This is a genomic window from Brachybacterium sp. SGAir0954 (genome assembly GCF_005490785.1).
Taxonomy (GTDB): Bacteria; Actinomycetota; Actinomycetes; order Actinomycetales; family Dermabacteraceae; genus Brachybacterium; species Brachybacterium rhamnosum.
The window spans coordinates 1,791,097-1,808,648 of sequence record NZ_CP027295.1 but is presented as its reverse complement, the minus strand read 5'-3'; the positions used below and the strand labels follow the sequence as shown (position 1 = coordinate 1,808,648).

Annotated in this window: 9 protein-coding genes; all 9 read right to left on the bottom strand. The window is 74.1% G+C overall.

Annotated features, from left to right (window positions below; translation table 11 throughout):
- Positions 1–147: 147 nt before the first annotated feature.
- The 9 genes from C1N80_RS08125 to C1N80_RS08085 all read right to left on the bottom strand — a co-directional run bounded on the left by C1N80_RS08125 (position 148) and on the right by C1N80_RS08085 (position 17,498).
- Positions 148–4,614, bottom strand: a complete 4,467-nt coding sequence (locus C1N80_RS08125) for an FtsK/SpoIIIE domain-containing protein (RefSeq protein WP_137770305.1) — start codon at positions 4,612–4,614, stop codon at positions 148–150.
- 76 nt (positions 4,615–4,690) lie between these two features.
- Positions 4,691–5,401 carry a hypothetical protein gene (locus C1N80_RS08120; RefSeq protein WP_137770304.1) on the bottom strand — a complete coding sequence of 237 codons (711 nt, stop codon included), beginning with the start codon at positions 5,399–5,401 and terminating at the stop codon, positions 4,691–4,693.
- A gap of 67 nt (positions 5,402–5,468) precedes the next feature.
- The gene (locus C1N80_RS08115; protein ID WP_240811059.1) at positions 5,469–7,100 is read right to left on the bottom strand and encodes a serine/threonine-protein kinase; all 1,632 of its coding nucleotides are present in this window, start codon (positions 7,098–7,100) and stop codon (positions 5,469–5,471) included.
- Positions 7,100–9,700, bottom strand: a complete 2,601-nt coding sequence (locus C1N80_RS08110) for an FHA domain-containing protein (RefSeq protein ID WP_137770302.1) — start codon at positions 9,698–9,700, stop codon at positions 7,100–7,102. The genes C1N80_RS08115 and C1N80_RS08110 overlap by 1 nt, the downstream gene beginning before the upstream one ends.
- A complete protein-coding gene (locus C1N80_RS08105; RefSeq protein WP_137770301.1) occupies positions 9,697–10,575 on the bottom strand; it encodes a PP2C family serine/threonine-protein phosphatase in 879 nt (292 codons plus the stop codon). The genes C1N80_RS08110 and C1N80_RS08105 overlap by 4 nt, the downstream gene beginning before the upstream one ends.
- On the bottom strand, positions 10,572–12,509 hold the full coding sequence (locus C1N80_RS08100; protein ID WP_137770300.1) for an RDD family protein: 1,938 nt from the start codon (positions 12,507–12,509) through the stop codon (positions 10,572–10,574). Before C1N80_RS08100 ends, C1N80_RS08105 begins: the two co-directional genes overlap by 4 nt.
- Positions 12,506–15,157: a transglutaminase-like domain-containing protein gene (locus C1N80_RS08095; RefSeq protein ID WP_137770299.1), complete on the bottom strand. Its 2,652-nt coding sequence runs from the start codon at positions 15,155–15,157 to the stop codon at positions 12,506–12,508. The genes C1N80_RS08100 and C1N80_RS08095 overlap by 4 nt, the downstream gene beginning before the upstream one ends.
- Complete coding sequence (locus C1N80_RS08090; RefSeq protein WP_137770298.1) at positions 15,154–16,527, bottom strand: DUF58 domain-containing protein; 1,374 nt, start codon at positions 16,525–16,527, stop codon at positions 15,154–15,156. Before C1N80_RS08090 ends, C1N80_RS08095 begins: the two co-directional genes overlap by 4 nt.
- Positions 16,524–17,498: a MoxR family ATPase gene (locus C1N80_RS08085; protein WP_168198064.1), complete on the bottom strand. Its 975-nt coding sequence runs from the start codon at positions 17,496–17,498 to the stop codon at positions 16,524–16,526. Before C1N80_RS08085 ends, C1N80_RS08090 begins: the two co-directional genes overlap by 4 nt.
- Positions 17,499–17,552: the final 54 nt, after the last annotated feature.

Here is a 17,552-nt window from a genome sequence, read left to right as displayed (position 1 = left end):
CCCGCGTCCCTGCTCGGGGCTCCGGCACCTGCGTCCTGGTCGACGTCCTCACTGTAGGTCGACCTCCCGGATCCGACGATGGGGAGGAGTCCCCATGTGGACGACCGGTCCTCCCCAGCGCGGCGGGAGCGCCGACGTGGGACCGGATCAGTCGATCGTGCGCTGGGCGACCTGCAGCTTGGTCGCACGGCCGCCGGCGACGAGGAACCCTCGGCCCGTCGGGAAGTCCGCGCGCCGGATCCTGCCCAGGCTCGTCCCCAGCAGCGAGTCGCCCTCCATCTCCCCCGGCTGCAGCAGCAGGCCGCGGCGACCGGACTTGAAGGGCTGGGCGAGCACGTAGGCCTGCGACCACGAGGCGGACTCGTTCTCGCCCACCACGAACTGGGCCTCGCGGGTGGAGGCGCGGATCAGCTTGTCGAGGTCGTTCTCGACGCCCGTCCCGGTGAAGTCGGTGACGCCGTCGATGAAGAGGGCCAGCCGCCCCTCCCCCACGGATCCGGACTCCACGGTGCCGCGCAGCTGCGCGGCGAGCTCCTTGACCGTCTCCGGGTCCGAGGCCTCCACGTCCCAGACGTCGAGCCCCGTGAGCGGAGTCCGTCGTGCGGAGAAGCGCACGAGCCGCATCGGCTGCTCGAGCGCCTTGAGGCCGGTGGCGATCGTGAGCATCGCGGTGGTGCGACCCGAACCCATCGGGCCCGTGACCATGAACGCGCCGCGCGGCTCGAAGGTGACCTCGGCGAGGGTCTCGTCGCCCACACCCAGCACGGGGCGACCGCCGACGACCGGACGCAGCGAGGACAGCTCGACCCGCTCCGGCAGGCGCTCCACGGCGGGGGCCTCCGGCACGCCGGCCCGGCGCATGGCCCGCGCGAGCTTCGTGACCTCGCGGGACTGGATCGCGACGTTCGCATCGCCGCCGTGGACGGCGACCTGCACCTCGTGCCCCTCGAGGATCGCGCGGCCGGGTGGCGAGGAGCCGTCGAGCACGTCCTTCGGCTCGCCGAAGCCCGCATAGTCGTCCACCCCGGTCATGCGGTGGATGAGGCGGCGCTGGATCGAGGAGCCCAGCGAGGTGGGGATCGCGTTGGGGCGGTCGCCGGTGACGATCACGTGCACGCCCACCTGGCGCCCGTCGGTCGCGATCTGCACGAAGGTCGTGAACCATTTGGTGAGGTTCGAGTAGTCGTAGGCCTCGCGGAACGCGGCCATGCCGTCCACGAGCAGCAGGATGCGCGGCTCCTCCGGCTTCCCGGCGAGTGCGCGGTACTCGGAGATCGAGCCGGCGCGGAAGCGCGCGAAGTCGCGGGCGCGCTCGTCGACCAGCCCGCGCAGGGTGCGCAGCAGGCGGATGACCCGCTCCTCGTCGTCCCCGGGGACGATCGAGCCCACGTGCGGGAGCTCCTCGAGCATCGACAGGCCCGAGGCGCCGAAGTCCAGGCCGTACACGTGCACGGGACCGCCGCGCACCGTCGAGGCGGCGGAGATCGCGAGGGTGCGCAGGGTCGTGGACTTGCCGGAGCCGCCCGTGCCGTAGATGGCCATGTTGCCGTCACGGTCGGGGAAGTAGGAGATCGTGGGCTGCGCCTGCTGCTCAGGGACGTCCATGACGCCCAGCAGCAGCTCCTCGTCGCTGCGCCGGGTGGGCAGGCGGGAGAGGTCGTAGGCGTCCGCGAGCTCGGAGAGCCACGGCTTGCGCGGGGCCGGAACGCAGGCCTGCTCCGCGGCGCCGATGATCGTGTGCACCATGCGGCTGATGTCGTTGGGACCCGGGTCCTTGACCTCCTTCACGGGCGGGGCCGGGATGTCCCAGGCCTCCCCCGTGCCGAAGTCCCGCTCGACGATGTCGATGCGGGCCCGCTCGGGCTCCTCCGTCGTCCAGCCTCCCGCGTAGCCGGTCTGGAAGGTCGCGATGCGGCCCGGACCGGTCTTGGCGGCGGCGCGGCCCGGGATCCCCGGATCGAAGTGGGCGGCCATCTTGTCGCCCAGGATGTCCTGGGAATCCGCCTCGTCGGCCATGCGCAGGGCGATCCGGAGGTTCGTGTTCGCGCGCAGGTTGTCCTTGATGACACCGGCCGGCCGCTGGGTGGCGAGGATCAGGTGGAGCCCCAGGGAGCGGCCGCGCGCGGCGACGTCGACCACGCCGTCCACGAACTCGGGGATCTCCTTGGCCAGCGCCGCGAACTCGTCGACGATGATGATGAGGCTCGGCGGGGTCTCGGGGTCGCCGGTGCGCTCGAGCGAGACGAGGTCCTTCGCCTTCTTGCGGTTCAGCAGGTGCTCGCGATGGTGCAGCTCGGCCCGCAGGGAGGTGAGCGCGCGCCGCACGAGGTGCGGGGAGAGATCGGTGACCAGGCCCACCGCATGGGGCAGCGTGATGCAGTCCGCGAAGGCCGCTCCGCCCTTGTAGTCCACGAAGAGGAAGGTCACGCGGTCCGGGCTGTGGGCGGTGGCCATGCCCATCACCCACGCCTGCAGGAACTCGGACTTGCCGGCGCCGGTGGTGCCGCCCACGAGGGCGTGCGGGCCGTTGGTGCGCAGGTCCAGGTGGAAGGCGTCCTGGCCGTTGTGCCCGATCAGCCCGCGCAGGTTCGCGTCGTGCTTGCGGCGCACCGGCTCGGAGCCGTCCCGCGGGGTGAGGGAGTTGTTCTCCTTCCACCGCTCGATGATGTGGCCGGGGTCCTCGGCGAGCGCCATGCCGCCGAGCTTGAGGTAGGAGATCGCGCGCGGGAGGTCGGAGTCGTCGTCCACCGGCACGCCCGCGTCGACCACGGGCGAGAGGTGGCGGGCCACCCCGGCGGCGACGTCGACCGCGACGGTCTCGACGGTCACGGGGTAGTACCGCTCCCCGAGCCGCACGTGGCCCGCGCTCGCGCCCTCCACGGCCTCGTCGACCGAGACGTAGGTGCGGCACGCCGCGGGTAGCGCGGCGACGTTCGCGGCGGACCACAGCACGTGCACGCCGACGTCGGGCCCCTTCTCCGCGAGGCGCACGAGGCGGGCGCGGTCGACGGGCGCGTCGTCCTCGATGACCACGAGCAGCAGCGGGGCGACCGGCTCCGGCGGGATCCGCGGCTCCTTCGTCACGTCCGGCGTGAGCGGGGTGCGCAGCTGGGCCGGGGCGCCCTGGCCCCGCTGCTCGATGAGCTCCTCGATGCGGGAGAGCAGGGCGGTGCCGCGGCCGGGGCTGTCCGCGAGGTGGTCGCCGGGCAGCGGGGAGTGGGGGCTCGAGGTGTGCGGGAGCCACTTCAACCACTGCCAGCGGTCGCGGCTGGTGCGCGAGGTGATCGCGGCGATCGCGAGATCCGCCGGGGAGTGCAGGGCGAACAGCTGGGTGACGAGCCCGCGGGCCACGCCGTCCGCCTCCTGGCCGCCGCCGGCGACGCCGATGCTCCCGGCGGAGCGGAGGTCCCCGACGATCGGCACGCCCGCGATCAGGCGGTACTTCTCGTGCATGTCGTCGAGCATGTCGTAGTACTTCGGGATCGCGTCGTTCTCCCCCGGCATCTCGATGCCCACCCGCGACTCGGCGACGCCGAGGCCCAGGCGCACCGTGCCGAAGGCGTTGTGCTCGGTGCGGTGGGTCCACAGCAGGCGGCCCAGGCGGAACGCCGCGTCGACGGTGTCCGCGGCGGAGGGGGTCTCCACCAGCCGCACCGCACGCTCGAGGTCCTGGGCGGCGGTGACGCGGCGCTTGAGCGAGGCGAGCCCCTCCTCGAAGTTCTCGATCTGCCGCTCGAGCTGCTTCTTCTGCTGCCACTTGCGGTTGAGGTAGCCCGCGGTGGCCATGAGCGGCATCATCACCACGAACATGAGCGAGAAGGGGCTGCGGGTCAGGGAGAACATGAACGCGCCCATGAACACCGGCGCGAACATCATGAAGATCGGGAAGTACTGCGGCGCGGGCTCCTTGGGCGGGGTGGGCGCCTTGAGCGGGCGGTAGGGGAAGCGCGGCACCACCCGCGGGGAGCGGTTGAACTCGACGACGGGGCTGCTCGGGGCGGCGCCGCCCAGTCGGTGCAGGGTGATCACGGAGAAGGTCGTCCCGCCGATGAGGACGGTGTCCGCGGGGCCGATGACGGCGCGCTGGACCTGCTCGCCGCCGATCACCACACCGTTGGAGGAGTGCAGGTCCACGACCTCGATCGTGTCGGAGACGTTGATCCGCGCGTGCCGTTTGGAGAGCATCGGATCGGCGATGCGGATGTCGAGGTCGCCCTCGCGTCCCACGACGCTCGAGCCGCTGGGCAGCGGGAACTCGCGTCCCGCCTCCGGCCCGGAGAGGACCCGCAGCAGGGCGACGGCCGCGCCGCGTGACTCCGCCCGGGTCTCGAAGTCCTCCGAGGAGCGGGCGATGGAGACGACGCTCCCGGAGCGCAGGCCCGCCTGGATGAGGTCCGCGCCGCGGTCCAGGGAGCGCACGCCGCTCGCGCCGGGGCCCGCGCCCGGGTCCTGGACCTGGAGGGTCAGCCCATCGGGCGGCTCGACCTCGTCGCGGAGGGGATCGGCGAGGTACAGCGCGTTGGCGACGTCGGCGACCGAGGCGGTCGCGTCGGCGGTCACCTCGAGGTCGGTGAGCCGGTCCTCGGGACGGCGCAGCGTCAGCTTGATGCGCATGGTGGTGCGGGTCCTCCCCTGGGGCGGGCTCAGACCCGCCGTCGTCGGCGACCGGCGGTGCCGGCCGCCCGGTCGATCAGTCCTCGTCGGGCTGCTGCGCCTGGTCGAGCAGCGGCAGGTCCTCCACCGTCACGAGCCGCGACATGACGGCGTGCTCGACGAGACGGGCCCGCCGGTTGCTCGCGAGCTTCCCGGGGCCGCCGCGCAGACCGCGCACGCCCATCCGGTCGAGCTTGTCGCACACGTTGTCGAGCTTGCGGTTGAACTTGGTGAGCTGCCATCCGAGCCGCTCCGCGGCCTGCGCAGAGGTGGGGACGGTGCTCATGCCGCTGCCCTCACGGGCGAGCATCTGCTCGGAGAGCGCGAGGATGAGCAGCTTCTGGCTCGCCGTGAGCTGCACGGCGCCCACCGTCGTCTCCCCCACCGGGTCGTCCGGGCCGGCGATCCGCTCGAAGGAGGGCGACTCGGTGTGGATGGAGAGGTCGTAGGTGGTCGGTCCCGCGGTGAACACGACCTTGGTCTCGTCGAAGACGAGCGGGATGCGGGCGCCCGGGGCGAGCCAGGCCTGCATCGCGCCGCCGGGGTCGGTGATCGTGGCGGAGAGCCGTGAGCCGATGTTGACGAGCCACCACAGCGTGTCCACCTGCACGATCGACAGGAAGCGCCGGTGCAGGAAGGGGTTGTCGTCGTCGACGCTGAGATCCGCGTCGCGGCCGATCGTCAGCTCCTCGCCGTCGGCGACCGTGAACCATTCGCCGCAGAACTCCACGGAGATCGAGGACGTCATCGGCGTCCCTCCTCGTGCTCGTGCCCCCGTCGGGGGCTGCTGTCGTCGGTCATCCTGCTCGTGCCGGTCATCCGTCGTCCTCGAGGCAGGCCTCGACGATCCCGCTCGACTGCCCGTCCGGGGAGACGGTCTGCACCTCGAGGCAGCGATCCTTCAGGTTCGGCGGCATGTCGCGCACCTCGGAGCTGCGCCCGTGCTGCTCAGTCCACTCGCCGAACTTCTCGTAGTTGTCCGGCATGTCCTTCCACCGGACGCGGAAGAAGTCGTCCTCCGTGTAGCCCTCGGGGACGCCCCAGGTGACCTTGGCCCGCCCGGTGACGCCCTCCGACTCCTCGGTGATGACGACGACCTTCGGGTCGACGGGCTCGCCCGGGGGCTCCGCCCCGCCCGTGGGCACGTTGACCGGCGAGGTCGCGGTGACCGGCTCCGGCTCGACGACCAGGGCGCGCACGCCGATCGTGGTGCCGACGCCGAGGAGGACGACGAGCACCGCGGCGAGCACGATCCAGGGCCAGGTCCGGGTGGTCCGCTCGGGTGCCGCGCCGCCGGCGGCGGTCGCCGCGAGCGGGGTCGCGCCGAGGGGGGCCGCGCCGGCCGGTCGCAGGACGGTGGACTCCCCTCCCGGCTCCGCGGCGGAGGCCGCGGAGTGCGCCGACGCGCCCGAGCCGGGCGAGCCGTGACGGGGGCCGGACAGCGCCGGCGCGACCCCGGCGAAGCGGTCGAGGCGACGGGAGGACTCCTCGGGGTCCACGGTCGAGACGCGCCGGATGCGTGTGTGCGCCTCGAGCTCGTCGTCCTGGCCCTGCTCCTCGGGGGCGGGTCCCCGCTCGTCGAGCACGTCCATCTGCGTGACCGGCAGGGAGAGCCCCAGCTCGACCTGCTGGAGCGCGCGGCCCAGGTCGAGGGCGCTCGGGTAGCGGGCCTGAGGATCCTTCGCCATGGCGACGGCGAGCACGCGCCCCAGCTCGGGCGGGACGTCGGGCCGGTCCAGCGGCAGCAGGGGCTCCGTGCTGATCCGCTGGATGAGATCGGTGGCGGAGTTGCGCTGACCGCGACGCTCGAACGGCGTCGCGGAGGCGAGCAGGGAGTAGATCGTCGCGGCGAGGGAGAACACGTCGCTGCGGACGTCCGCCCGCGGCGGGTCGGTGAAGAACTCGGGCGGCGACCACGGGATCGACAGGCCCTGGCTGTCCTCGATGTCCTGGCCGCCGGTCGTCGCGATGGAGATGCCGAAGTCCGTCAGCGCCGGCCGGTTGTAGTCGGTGACGAGGATGTTCGCAGGCTTGATGTCGCGGTGCAGGATCCCCGCGCGGTGCGCGGTCTCCACCGCGCCGGCGATCTGCACCCCCACCCGCAGGGCCTCCGTGACGGTGATCCGCTCGCGCCGGAAGCGCACGCCGTAGTTGGGGCGCGAGCAGTACTCCATGACGATGTAGGGCCGGTGGTCGGCGGAGACCTCGGCGGCGTAGATCGCGACGATCGAGGGGTGCGTGGAGAGGGAGGCCATGACGTTGGCCTCGCCCTCGAACTGGCGGGCGACGCTCTCGTCGAGCACGGTCGACAGCAGCACCTTGATCGCGACGCGTCGCTGCGGGCGCTGCTGGCGGTAGAGGAAGACGTCGGCGAAGCCGCCCGAGCCCAGCACGGTCTCGTAGGAGTAGCCGGCGAGCTCCGGCGGTGCCTGGGGCGGGCGCGCCATCACCGCACCCCCAGGTAGCGCAGCAGCACGCCGTCCCCGAGGTCGAGGACGTCCTCGTGACCCAGCCCGACGCCCTCGCGGGGGCGCAGGCGCACCGGGTCCGCGCCGGGTCGGTGCAGGGTCGTGCCGTTGGTGGTGCCGAGGTCCGTGGCCAGGACGTGCCACCCCTCGAGCCGCAGCTCGAGATGGGAGCGGGAGACGTCCTGCTGGGGGCTCGGGACGGTGATCAGCTGGGGCATGTCGGCGACGCTCACGCGGGAGGCGCGGGGGCGCCGGCCGATGATCGCGCTGCGGTCCAGGACGAACCCGCCGCCGGTCGAGATCATGACCTGCCCCAGAGCGGGACGGGCGACGGGCCGCACCGGGCCCTGGAGCGGGAGCCGGCACACGGCGCAGACCGCGCGCTCGGGGGCATTGGCATGGCCGCGGGGGCAGACGAGCCCGGGGAGGGTCACCTCGTGGGTGACCGCGTCGGGCCGGGAGCTCGACGGGCCCGACGCCGGGGCCACGGTCGGTCCGGCCTGGTGGCCGGGGGCGGGTGCCGCAGGGTTCGCCGACGCCGGCGGGGCCGTGGGTCGCCGCGGCGGGGCGGTGGGTCGCTGCTGCGGCGGGGCGACCGGCGATCCCGGCGCGCCCGCGGGAGCCGACGGCTCGGGCATGTGGACCTGCGGATAGGCGGGGGCGGCGACGGGCGGGGTCGCCGCGCGCTGCGCCGCGGTCTGCGCGATCTCCGGCGCCGTGCGTCCCACCCCGGGCACCCAGTCGATGAAGTCCGAGCCCGTGTGCTCGGGAGCGGGCGCCGGGCTGGGGGCGGCGAGGCTCGGCGACGGGGCAGGCTGCGCCGACGGGACGCTCCCCGGTGACGCGGCGTCCGCTCGTCCCGCATCGGGGACGTCGGCGCCGGGGCGCTCCGGTGCGTCCACCTCGTCCGCGTGCTCCTCGTCCTCCTCGCGGCGACGGACCGCGGCGTCCTCGATCGTGCGGAAGACGGTCTTCCCGAAGAGGTCGTCGTAGGTGAGGGAGGTGTCGAGATCCGGCGGGAGCTCCCGACGGGAGCCGGCGCGCGCCCCGGAGTGCTCGGGGACCGGTGAGGCGGCGCGATGGGCCGGCTGCGATCGAGCCGGGGCCGGAGCGGGGGTCGCCGCAGCCGCGGGCGTCACCGCGGATGCCGGCGTCGCCGCGGGTGCGGGCGTCGATGCAGAGGCGGGCGTCGCCGCAGGTCCCGGGGTCACGGGCCCCGGCTCCGCGGGAGCGGTCTCCGTGACCGGCACCTGGGTCTGCTCGTCCGGGACGTCGATACGGTCATCCGCCGGCTCGATCCGGGTCGCCCCGGGGTCCTCCGGCGCGACCGGCGACGACGCGGTGGCCGGCGCCGGAGCCGGCGTGGCCGCGGGACGACGACGGTCGAAGAGCGAGGTGCTCACGAGTCGGCGCCGGGGCGCGGGCTGCTCGGCCTGGCCCTGCACGGTCGACCGCTGCGGGACGGGCTGCTGCTCCGCCGACGGCGACGAGGGCACGTCCTGCGTCGGGGCCGGCGTGGGGACGGGCGAGGCTGCGAGTGCCGGAGAGGGTGTCGGGGCGGCGGCCGGCGCCGACTCCACGGCGGGGGTGGGGGCCTCGGCCTCGGCGCTCTCCGCCACCGGGGTCTCGGGGACAGGGGTCCCGACCGCCAGGGTCTCGGGCGCGGGCGCGGGCGCCGCTGCCGGGGTGGGCTCGGACACCCACCTCTCGGCTGCCGGGGCCACGGGGTCCGGGGCTGCGGCCGGGGTCGCCGCGGCGGGAGCCGGCGCGTCACCGCCGAACAGCCCGTCGAACACGCTGGGGCCGCGCGGCGCCTCGGGCTCGGTCCGCGAGGACCGAGAGGAGGAGCCGCCGCGTCCGGCGATCGAGGGAGGCATCTCCCCCGGCTTGCGGGTGGCCGCGGCGGGCTTCCTCACGGGGGTCGAGGAGCTCGAGGACGCCGCGGGCCGAGCAGGCGCCGGGGCCGCGGCCCGCTTCGCCTTCGACTCCTCGGACTCGATCGAACGACCGTCCTTCTCGACCTGCGCGGCAAGACGGGCCCGACGCTCGTCCGGGAGCGCGGCCGGGTCCACGAGCATGTGCACGAAGCCCTTGGTGCGCATGACCCCGGTCCCGATCCGCAGGACTCCCGTCGGATCCTCGGGAGGGAGGTCGCCGAAGGCGATCCGCTCGAGGCCCTCGGCGCTCGCGCTGCGCAGCTCGCCGTCGGCGCCCTCGAGCTGCCGTGCGCCGTCGGCGTCGTGGAGCGAGAGCAGGGTCCGTCCCTTCACGCCCAGCTGCGCCGAGCTCCCGCTGACGAGGGCGAAGAGGATCGCCGGGATCTTCTCCGGCCCCTCGAGGCCCGCGAGCTCCGCGGTCCGGGGCAGCAGGGTGTCGCCGTCGACCGCGTCCTCGCCGAGGACGCTCCACGCGGCCTCGATGACCTCCTTGCGGGTGCCTGGCACGAGGACGATCCAGCCGCGCTCGCGCACGACGAGCGTCGCCGGCCCGTTCTGCACCCAGATCCCGGCCCCGAGCAGCGGCGCGGGGCCGTCCCCGGTGCCCGTGCTCGCCGCTCCCTCGCCCCCGGTTCCGCTCATCGTCCCTCGCCGGCCTCGCGCTCGAGACCGCGGGGCAGCGTGTCCTCGTCGATCTCGTGCTCGTCGGTGTCCTCCCCGGGGAGGTCCGCCGTGGACTCCGGGGGCAGCGACAGGCCCAGGATCTCCACGGCCTCGACGATCACGACGCTCACGTTGTCGCGGCCGCCGGCGTCCAGCGCGAGCCGGACGAGGTCCTCGCCGATCGTCCGCACGTCCCGCGGGCTGCGCAGCGCGCGCTCGATCGACGCGTCCTCGACCTCGTTGGTCAGGCCGTCGGAGCAGATGAGCATGCGATCGCCGACCTCCGCCGGGATCAGCCAGTAGTCGGGCTCGGAGTCCGGGCCGGCGCCCAGGGCGCGCGTGACCATGTGCCGGTACGGATGGACCTCCGCCTCTGCCGGAGTGAGGTCACCGCGGTCCATGAGCTCCTGGACCACGGAGTGGTCCACGCTGACCTGCTCGAAGATCTCTCCCGAGAGGCGGTACACACGGGAGTCGCCGAGGTTCAGCACCACCCAGTAGCCCACGCCGTCCAGGACCATCGACGCGACGAGGGCGACGGTGGTCCCGGCACCCTGCTGCGCCTCGCCGGTGAGGGCAGCGATGCGGTCCCCGGCGGAGGTCAGCGCGTCGCCGAGCTGCTCGACGCTCACGTTCTCCTGCAGCGTGAGGCGCTCGAACTCCTCGACGGTGATCGCGCTCGCGACCTCGCCGGCGTTGTGCCCGCCCATGCCGTCGGCGACCAGGAAGATCGGCGGGTGGGCGAGCATGCTGTCCTCGTTCGTGGCGCGCACGTGCCCCACGTGCGTGGTCGCCGAGGAGACCACGCGGATGGTGCCCTGCGCGTCCGGGTCCGAGAGGGAGCGGTCGATCACTGCTCCCTCTCCACGGTGAGCCAGCGGTCGCCGATGCCCACGCGCGCCCCCGCGGGGACCTCGGTGGCGGTGTGCGGGACCAGCGCCTCGCGCGTGCCGTCCTGGAGGAGGATCGCGGAGCCGTTGGTCGAGCCGAGGTCCGTGACGGTGACGCCCTCCGCCGTCGGCTCCACCCGCAGGTGGGTCTTGGAGATCGAGCGCGTGGGGTCCGGCAGCACCACGCCCGCCTCGCCCTCCTCGGCGCTCGGGTTGCGGCCCAGGACCGTCGTGCGGTCGAGCCGGTGCTCGGTGCCGTCGTCGACGGTGAGCAGGGCACGGTGCACGGGCGGCAGGGAGACGGCGGAGATGCGGGTCGCCTCGAGGTCACCCAGGTCCTCGCCGACCGGGGAGGTCATGCGGGTCTGCTCGTCGACCTCGTCGGCGCCGACGGCGGTCTCCGCCTCGGCAGGGCCGTCGACCGCGGGCTGCGCGGCCCAGGCGTCGCCCGTGATGTCGCCGGACTGCTCCGGGACCGGCGCCGGGGCGAAGGACTCCTGGGGCGGGGGCGCGTACCCGGCGGCGGGCTGTGCCGGCGGAGCGGACGGGAAGAACTGGGCCGGCTGAGCCGGCTGGACCGGCGAGGCGGGCTGTGCGGGCTCGGCCGGCGGGACGGGCTGCTCCGTCGAGGGCGGCGGACCCCAGGCGGGAGCCGGTTGCTCCGCCTGCGCGGGGGCCGAAGGCGCGGACGGAGCCCAGGACTCGTGACCGGCGCCGGAGGGTGCGGAGCTCACGGGCGGCTGATCCACAGGTGCCGAGGCCGCGGGAGCAGGAGGGCCCCACTGCTCCGCGGGCGCGGCCGAGGGACCGCTCGACGGGGCCGCCTCGGGCGCGGGAGCCGCAGGGGCCGACGGCGGCGACCACAGGGCGTCGGCGGCCCCCGGCGCCCCGGCGGGCTGCGCGGACGGCGCCGACGGGACGCCGCCCGACCATGCGGCACCGGGCGCGGCGAGGAGGTTGTCATGGGCGTCGACGGCGACGGAGGGCGCCCCGAGGTACTCCTCGTCGCTGCGGCGCTCGAAGTCGTCGGCACGGGGACGCAGGGGGTCGCGGCCCGCCTTCACGTCGACCACGACCGAGTCCACCACGCGGTCGTGGAAGCCGCGCAGGGTGCCGCGCGGGTCCAGGAAGATCGACAGCGCGAAGAGCAGCGGGAACAGGCGGTACAGGAGCGCGCGGCCCAGGGAGCGCAGGAAGCCGAGGCGGCCGCCCTCCGAGACCCGCGCCGTGCGCAGGCCGAGGGCGAGCTTGCCGGGGGTGAAGCCCTTCGCTCCGTGCAGCCAGATGATCACCACGGCATAGGCGACGGGCAGGGCGACGCCGATCCCGGTGAGCACCGCGGCGAGGGTGCCGGGCGACTCCTGGGTCGCGATCAGGACGATGCCGATGATCAGCGGCACGAGGACGACGCCGTGGATCACGCCGTCGACGATCGCGGCGAGCAGGCGCTTGGCGGCGGGTGCGGACACGCAGCCGTCCAGCGGGGGCTCGAGAGCGGCGGGGCCGCCCTCCCCCGGGGTCGCGGAGACGGGTGCGGGAGCGGGAGCGGGGGAACCGTAGACGGGCGAGGCGCCGGGGTCCCCGCCGGGCTGCGTTCCGGGCTGTGTGACCATCCGCCGATCGTACTGGTCCGCACCCCGCATCGTCGTGGCCCCGGCCTCACGCGGAGCGAGGTCCTCGCGGGAGAGGATCTGGATTCCCTCCTCCTCCGCGGGGCCGGACTCCTCCTGACCGAGGTCACGGGAACGGGCGCGCGGCGACGGCGACCAGGCATCGGGTGCGTCCGTGGCGCGGCGCTCGTACGGGGAGGCCTGATAGCGGGCGCCGCACTCGCCGCACACGGCCGCCCCCTCCGAGAGCAGCGCGCCGCAGGTGCTGCAGTATCGGGTCTGGTTCATCGTCGATCGCCCTTCCTCGGCGCTCTCGGGATCCGCCCGGCGCGGCGGGAGAGGAATCCTCGCACCGCCGGGAGCAGGTTCTGGGGTGTCAGCGCGCCGCCCCCGGTGGCGGGGCGGGAGCCGGGGGCGGCCCGGCGGCGTCGGAGCTCGGCCCCACGGCGGTCCGCGGCGGCACGGGCACGGACCCGGGCCCGCTCGGAGCGGCGCTCGAGAGCCGACTCCCGCGGGCCGCGCCGGAACGAGCGCAGCGAGAACAGCGCACGGAGGCGGCGACGCCGCGGGGCCGCCGCGACGAGCGCGCGCCGGGTCCCCTGGACGTCGTCCCAGTAGGCGTCCACTGCGGCGGCGGGGACGTCGTCCGGTCCGAAGACCACGCGGTCCGCGGTCGCCGCGAGCGCCCTCGCACCGACCCCGGTCCCCGTGCCCCCGGGGCCTGCCGCACCTGGCGCCCCTGCGGGGATCGCCGCGGCGTCGAGGGTCGCGGCGATCTCCTGCCGCGTCATCCGCGGGTCCGGGCGCGTGCCGAGATCCGTGACCTGGTCGAGGATCTCCTGCCACCCGCCGTCGACCCGTGCCGGCAGCGAGTCCCGGTTCCTCCGCCGACGGCGGCGCACCACCTTGGCGACCACGATCGACGTGAGCACGAGCCCGATCAGGAGGAACGGAGAGACGCCGAGGAGCACGTAGACGCCCCAGGAGAGGGTCTCGTCCTGCTCGTCCTCCTCGTCGTCCGCGTCGTCGCTCATCGCGCCGGGCGGCGGGCTCGGCGGCTCGGCCGGGGGCGGCGGGGGCTGGGCGACCTGCGGCAGCGGCTTGTCCACCTCCTTGGGCTGGGGCTGGGTGGGGTCCTCGTCCTCCTCGGGGGCGGGATCGAAGCGCACCCAGCCCAGCTTCTCGAAGTCCACCTCGACCCAGGCGGTGACGTCCTCGCCCGTGATCGAGACGGTGCCCGAGGCGTCCTCGGGGACCTGGAAGCCCATGACGACCCGCGCCGGGATCCCGATCTCGCGGGCCATGACGGCGGTGAGCGCCGCGAACTGCTCCTCGTCACCGATGGGGCCCTTGGGACGCGCGTCGGCCTTCCCCTCCTCGAAGGAGGGGTCCTCGAGCATGTCCTGGAGGCGCATGACGCCATGGCCCGAGGGCGAGGCGGCGTCGTCGTCGTCCACGCCGTGGGAGTAGAAGGCATCCGCCTTGATCTGGCGGGAGAGGTTCGCGAAGCGCTCGTAGTCGGAGGCCGAGGTCCCCGCCCAGTCCTCGGCGAGCTCCCTGATCCGGGGATCGAGCTCCGGGTTCTCGGGCAGCTCGACGTCGGCGAACGTGGCGCTGCGTCGATCCTCCGCGGTGGGCGGCGTGTACGGCTCGTAGGAGAGCGTGTAGGTGTCCCCCGTGACCATGCCCGAGGCGTTGACGGCCGTGCCGCTGCGCTCGTTGAGGAACAGGTTCTCGGCCACGTCCCCCTCACGGCTCGGGGTGAGGTCACCGAGGTCGATGCGATCCGTGCGGCTGCCGACGGTCGGCATCCAGACCCCCGTGTAGGCGCCGATCGTGACGGTGCTCGTCGCCTGGGCGCTCGTCCCCTCGTGGAGGTCCACGCCGCTCGCGGTGCGCACGAACGCGCCCGAGGCGCTGTTCTTGGAGGTCGAGCTCGCGACGTTGTAGACCTGGGCGTCGTACCGGTCCAGGGAGGCCAGCCGCACGTACTCCCCGCCCGCCAGCCCGGTCGCGGAGAACAGCTCGGTATCGCGCTGGGACTTGTAGTAGCCCCGGAACTCCGCGAGCGGGGAGACGTACTCGCGGGGGTCGAAGGGCGGGGTGATCTCGTCGCGCAGCGCGGTGCGGCCCGCACCCTCCGGCGGGTCCAGGAGGGATTGCGCGCCGATCGCGACGCCGCCGGCGAGCGCGAGGATCACCGCGCCGCCCACCACACGGCGGCGCAGCACGGGGTTGCGCCAGGATCCGGGGCTCACCGTGCCGGTGGAGTCGGAGATGATCGTCGAGCGGGCCCCGGCGAGGCGATCGCTCTCGAAGCGCCAGGTCAGCCACGCGACGGAGAGGATCGCGAAGGGGACGGCCCGGATCACGGGCGCGAAGGCCTCGGTCGTCCCGAAGACGATCGTCACCGCGAGCAGGGCGATCGGGAACAGCCAGGCGGCGACGACGGCGCGCGTGCGCAGCACGATCGTGGAGCCCAGCAGGCTCAGCAGCAGGGTGCTGATCCAGACGACGCCGAGCACGCCCTGCGCGGTGCCCACCGGCGGGGCGACGGTGAGCACGGACTTCCAGGTCGCCACCGGCGCCCTGAGCAGCTCGAGCAGCGCGGCCGGGGTGGGGACCACGCCCCAGAGCGCGTGGGTGGGCGCCGCGACCATGGCGCCGAGCAGGAGGTAGACCCCGATCAGCAGGGCGGTGATCCGCAGCGGGCCACAGCGCCACTGCGCGCCGATCACGGCGATGAGCATGCCGAGCAGGATCCCGAGCACACCGGTGACCAGGTACTGCGCTCCCCCGTAGACGGGCTGGAATCCGACCAGGGCGAACACGAACAGGACGAGCAGGACCGCGAGGTCGATGACGTGACGGCGCATCGGCACCTCGGAGAAGAGGCTGCGGGAGCGCGGCGCACGGGCGCGGGCGGCGGCGCTCATCGGCCCACCGCCCGGAGGGCCTTGGGGAGGTCGTCGAGGGCGCCGAGGGTCACCACGTCGAGGCCGCCGATCGCGGAGCGGCGCACCTCGGCGCCGTCCACGCAGCGGATCGCGACGGCGAGCACGCCGAGCGGCAGCTGGGTGGCCGCCGCGTTCAGCTCCCGGGCGGTGGCGTGGGCACCGACGACGAGCATGACGGCGGAGGCGTTCGGGGCGAGGTCGGCGGCCTTCTGCCCGAGCTCGTGGAGCCCCTGGCGGCCGGCGCGCAGCTCGAGCTCGGTGTAGTCGTCCATGAGCGGGCGGTACGCGGCGGTGCGCTGGTTCGCGGTGACGGTGAAGGCGGTCAGCTCCTTCTCCTCCCGGAAGGTCTGGGCGGAGATCGAGGCGGCGGCGGAGACGGCGAGCTCGAACTCGTCCTCGCCGCTGTAGTGGTCGCGGAGGTCGTCGAGCGCGACGACGACGTGGGAGCGCCGGGTCTCCTCGAACTGCCGCACCATGAGCTTCCCGGTGCGCGCCGTCGTGCGCCAGTGCACGTGGCGGCGGTCGTCCCCGGGCACGTAGTCGCGCAGGGCGTGGAAGGCGATGTCGGAGCTCGAGAGGTCCGAGGACGGGGTGCCCTCGAGGTCGCGGAGGAAGCCGCTCGCCGCCTCGTCGAGGCGCACGGTGCGCGGGTGCACGTACAGCTCCTGGGAGCGGGCCCACGTCACCTGGCGGCGCATGAGGGACAGCGGGTCGTCGCGCACGGAGCGGACGGGGCCGACGACGAGCACGGCGCGTCGGCGGGTGGGGACGGCGAAGAGCTCCTCGTGCGTCTGCTCGGGGGCGAGGCGCGGGACGAGGAACTGGGCGGTGGCGGCGCCGACGGCGAGCTCGATCCGCGAGGGGAGGATGAGCCGCTGGGTGGGGTTGGCGACCTCGACGCGGCCGACGGCGCGCGTCCCCACCACCACCCGGTGGCTCTGGAGGTCGAGGGTCACCCGGTAGTTCGCGCGCCCCAGCACGAAGGCCGCCGCGATCACGAGCGGGACGGTGAGCACGAGGGCGAGCACGTTCAGCTCGGTGACGTGGAGCAGGAGGCCCGCCGTCCAGGCCGCGACGGCGACGCCGAGCACCGCCCAACCGATCGGCGAGACGACGCCGAGCACCGGTCGGATCCGCCTCCGCCAGAGGCGGGCGAGGCGAGAGCGGATCCTCGCGGCGCCGGTGGGCTCCGCCTCCGGGTTCTCGCCGTCGCCCTGGACGGCGCCCTGCGGGGCGGGCGCGCCGCCGCGGGGGTCCGTGGGCCCGGAGCTCCGTCGGCGTCGGCGGGACTCCCGGCGGGCGGCCTTCGCGTCGGCCGTGTCCTGGGGCAGCGAGGTGTCGACGTTCATGCGGTCTGCTGACGCGCCTGCGGAGGCGCCACCTCGCTGAGGATCTTCGTCATGACCGTCTTCGCAGTGGTGCCCGCGAACTCCGCCTCGGGGTCGAGCACGAAACGGTGCAGCCAGACTTGCTCGACGAGGTGCTTGACGTCGTCGGGGATGACGTAGTGGCGGCCGTTGACCGCGGCCCATACCTTCACGGCGCGCATGAGCGCGAGCGCGCCGCGGATGGAGACGCCGACCCGCACCTCGGGTGCGAGACGGGTCTCCTCCATGAGGCGGGAGACGTACTCGAGGACCGCCGGGTCCACGTGGACGGTCGAGGCGAGCTGGGTCATGTCGTTCACGGCCTGCAGGGAGATCCGTGGGGCGAGCTGGGCGCTGCGGTCGCGCACCGAGGCGCCCTGGAGGATCTGGACGCTCGAGGCGTGGTCGGGGTAGCCGAGGGAGGTCTTCATGAGGAAGCGGTCCAGCTGCGCCTCGGGCAGGCGATAGGTGCCCGCCTGCTCGATCGGGTTCTGGGTCGCGATGACCATGAAGGGGCTGCCCACCTCATGGGTGACGCCATCCACGGTCACCCGCCCCTCCTCCATGACCTCGAGCATCGCGGACTGGGTCTTCGGGGACGCGCGGTTGATCTCGTCGGCGAGGACGACGTTCGCGAAGACGGGGCCGCGGTGGAACTCGAACTGCTTGCTCGTCTGGTCGTAGATCGTCACGCCGGTGACGTCCGAGGGCAGGAGGTCCGGGGTGAACTGGATGCGCGCGCTCGAGCCCTGCACGGTCGCCGCGATGGAACGGGCGAGCGAGGTCTTGCCGGTGCCGGGCGCGTCCTCGAGCAGCACGTGGCCGGGCGCCATCATCGCGGTGAGCACGAGGCGCACCACCTCGTTCTTCCCGATCACCGCCTGGCCGACGCTCTGCACGAGCTTGTCGAAGGTGTCGGAGAACCAGCGGGCCTGTTCGGGGGTCATGCTCATGGGGTCAGCACCTCGGGGTCGGAGTGGGGTGGTCGGGGGCGGTACGGCGCGGGG

What these genes read in the sequence shown, in the direction of transcription:
- C1N80_RS08120 (WP_137770304.1), bottom strand. Translation starts at nt 5,401, where the DNA reads ATGACGTCCTCGATCTCCGTGGAGTTCTGCGGCGAATGGTTCACGGTC.
- C1N80_RS08110 (WP_137770302.1), bottom strand. Translation starts at nt 9,700, where the DNA reads ATGAGCGGAACCGGGGGCGAGGGAGCGGCGAGCACGGGCACCGGGGAC.
- C1N80_RS08115 (WP_240811059.1), bottom strand. Translation starts at nt 7,100, where the DNA reads ATGGCGCGCCCGCCCCAGGCACCGCCGGAGCTCGCCGGCTACTCCTAC.
- C1N80_RS08125 (WP_137770305.1), bottom strand. Translation starts at nt 4,614, where the DNA reads ATGCGCATCAAGCTGACGCTGCGCCGTCCCGAGGACCGGCTCACCGAC.
- C1N80_RS08090 (WP_137770298.1), bottom strand. Translation starts at nt 16,527, where the DNA reads ATGAACGTCGACACCTCGCTGCCCCAGGACACGGCCGACGCGAAGGCC.
- C1N80_RS08100 (WP_137770300.1), bottom strand. Translation starts at nt 12,509, where the DNA reads ATGAACCAGACCCGATACTGCAGCACCTGCGGCGCGCTGCTCTCGGAG.
- C1N80_RS08095 (WP_137770299.1), bottom strand. Translation starts at nt 15,157, where the DNA reads ATGAGCGCCGCCGCCCGCGCCCGTGCGCCGCGCTCCCGCAGCCTCTTC.
- C1N80_RS08085 (WP_168198064.1), bottom strand. Translation starts at nt 17,498, where the DNA reads ATGAGCATGACCCCCGAACAGGCCCGCTGGTTCTCCGACACCTTCGAC.